Source organism: Helicobacter baculiformis (assembly GCF_900197685.1).
In the GTDB taxonomy this organism is placed as follows: Bacteria; Campylobacterota; Campylobacteria; order Campylobacterales; family Helicobacteraceae; genus Helicobacter; species Helicobacter baculiformis.
Map to the genome: position 1 here is coordinate 1 of NZ_FZMF01000024.1, position 2,322 is coordinate 2,322.

Sequence of the window (2,322 nt, forward strand, 5' to 3'; positions counted from 1 at the left end):
TATGACACGAGCGCCAATTCTTAAGTCTTCTAGCCCTTTATTCTCCTCTGTCTTATACTCAAAGGATTTTTCACCACCATCCAACCCCCCTCAATCTCCCTAATTAACGCCTTAGTGGCGTTGTTTTTTTAATTTAAGATTAAACATTTTTGTCATATGGTCCTATGCTGGCTTTACAAGAGTCGTGGAAAAGGCATATCTTCCAAAGTGTTTGTGAGTTTAGCTCGCCCCTACTGGGTTGTAAGGTGTGCTACAATCCTCAAGGCAGGGGGCTTAATTCTTCTAGCTCTAAACTATAGATTCTATGTCCTTGGTCTGTTGTCTCTCTTGCCGTGATCTTAGCTTACGCTTTTTTGTTATTGATATTAATCTCCGTAAAATATCTATGTATTGCTTCTACTCCTGAACGTCCCTTATAGTCAACATGTGTTTTCCTCAATCTCACAGTCTCAAAAAGAGCCTTAATATCCGCTCCCACTCTAAAATGTTCTTCTTTGGTAAAGCCATTTTCTAGACTCTTATCTAAGGCTTTTTTACTGGATATTTTGTCCAGTCCATTTCTTGAAATGCGTGCAATAACTCCTGCTTCTTTGTTTTTAATGTCTTGGTTTAAAATGGGTGTCAAACTTTGTTTTAAATCCCCCCTTAAATCTGTGTAACTCTTAGTTCCTTGTGTGGTGTATTCAAAGTTTTCACCACCATCTAACCCCCCTCAATCTCCTAGAATTATTCTTTAGGCTAGCGTCCCCACATGCCTAATTCCTCTTTAGTGGCTTTTCTAATGGGGGTGAAAGTAGCGATGTCAGCACTCTCAAAGCTTAAAAGGTAAAAATCGCTATCGGGGGTTCTGATGCGTAACAAGATTTCATCCTCCCCCTCTTCATCGGGGTCGAAACTAGGACCATCATAGCCCACAAAAGCCCCCTCATCTATTTTGCCATTTTTATTTTCAACACGCACGAACCAATCCAAATATTTCTCAAGGCTAAAAATATCTATCATTTCCCACCTCTCTTACCTACATAAGGTACGATATGAAAACCATCATTACTAGAATGAACTTTACTCCTCCTTGTGCGTATGGACTGGATTTTTCTAACTCATCTCCTCTTTAGTAGCCTTGCGTATAGGGGTGAATTTGGTAATATCGCCATCTCCATAAACTAGCAAATAGTATCCTCCATCAGCCGACTTTATGCGCAACAACAACTCATCCTCCTCTATTTCATCATCCACATCATTATAAGAAGGACCATCATAACCCCAAAAAATACCCTCTTTTGGCTCTCTTATTGTGCTCTCAATCCGCACAAACCATTTTTTCCATCGTTCTAAGTCTTTGATATAGATCATATGTCGTCCCTGTATGGCACTATATGAAAACTATCATTACTAAAATGAACTTTACTTTTGCTTGTTGGAATAGGCTTTTTAATGCTTGTTTTTTCATGAGGCATGAGAATACCCGGATAATCTATAATTATTTTCTCATCCCATTCATTCTTTCTTGTAAATTTAACCATTCCGGTTTTAACCAATTCTTTAACCTTATCTACATTTATAGGTTCTGTGTAATAACTCCGCCCCTCTATGTAACCCTTATGTCCTAAAATATAGCGGTTTTGCTTTTCATCTAGCTTTAACAGAGGCAAATATGCATCAATCATTGCCTTAATGCGTTGCTCCATTTTTAAATCACTCTCCGCCTCTTGCCGTTTGGCAATCTCTTTAATATCCCATCCTCCCCCCTCTCCTCCATCCTCTTTAAACCCCTCTGGGCTATCTTTTGGGCGCTTATTGCCTCCTTCACTTCCCTCACTCTTGCTAGGGGGCACAAGTCCACCCCCACCGCCTCCATCATCAGGGGGGATACTTCCCTCAATCTCCCTAATCAGCGCGCGGGTGGCGTTGTCAAACTCCACACGCTGCCCTAGAGCGCGCAAATGGGTTTTAAACTCCTCAATGCTATGGCTCTTGTTCCTTCTTGCTCAAGCTGTTCTGTGTGAAGCCACGCTTTACTAAAGTTAGAACTCTTGCTCTTTAAGGGGGGATGTGCTAAAGCGCTTTGTTAGAGTTTAAAGGGAGATTGTCCGCCCCTTTAGTCAAATCCTTAGCGCGTGCTGTCTTAGGGATTTTCTCTCCAATGGGCGTTTTTTTATCAAAAGCTGTAACTATCCAATAGTTGTCGCCTTGCTTATTGTAGCCTCTATTGATTCCTACAACAAAACCATCATATTCGATATTATAAGCTTCCCTCCTGCCTTGTCTCTTTGCAATTTCCCCCTTCTGCACGATCTCCTCTAACCCCCTAGCCAACTTCTG

At 41.2% G+C, this 2,322-nt stretch carries 4 protein-coding genes and 1 pseudogene; all 5 read right to left on the minus strand.

Annotated elements, in window-relative coordinates; all coding sequences use genetic code 11:
• Positions 1-343: 343 nt before the first annotated feature.
• Positions 344-649: pseudogene (locus C6G87_RS08825) on the minus strand (LPD3 domain-containing protein); the annotation flags it as partial.
• A gap of 89 nt (positions 650-738) precedes the next feature.
• The gene (locus C6G87_RS04810; protein WP_233709016.1) at positions 739-1,002 is read right to left on the minus strand and encodes a hypothetical protein; all 264 of its coding nucleotides are present in this window, start codon (positions 1,000-1,002) and stop codon (positions 739-741) included.
• A 93-nt stretch (positions 1,003-1,095) separates the two neighbouring features.
• The gene (locus tag C6G87_RS04815; protein WP_233709017.1) at positions 1,096-1,353 is read right to left on the minus strand and encodes a hypothetical protein; all 258 of its coding nucleotides are present in this window, start codon (positions 1,351-1,353) and stop codon (positions 1,096-1,098) included.
• Positions 1,350-1,943 carry a polymorphic toxin type 50 domain-containing protein gene (locus C6G87_RS04820; protein ID WP_104752395.1) on the minus strand — a complete coding sequence of 198 codons (594 nt, stop codon included), beginning with the start codon at positions 1,941-1,943 and terminating at the stop codon, positions 1,350-1,352. Before C6G87_RS04820 ends, C6G87_RS04815 begins: the two co-directional genes overlap by 4 nt.
• Before the next feature lie 112 nt (positions 1,944-2,055).
• A partial coding sequence (locus tag C6G87_RS04825; protein WP_158653099.1) for a putative barnase/colicin E5 family endoribonuclease occupies positions 2,056-2,322 on the minus strand: 267 nt, incomplete at its 5' end.

What these genes read in the sequence shown, in the direction of transcription:
- C6G87_RS04810 (WP_233709016.1), bottom strand. Translation starts at nt 1,002, where the DNA reads ATGATAGATATTTTTAGCCTTGAGAAATATTTGGATTGGTTCGTGCGT.
- C6G87_RS04815 (WP_233709017.1), bottom strand. Translation starts at nt 1,353, where the DNA reads ATGATCTATATCAAAGACTTAGAACGATGGAAAAAATGGTTTGTGCGG.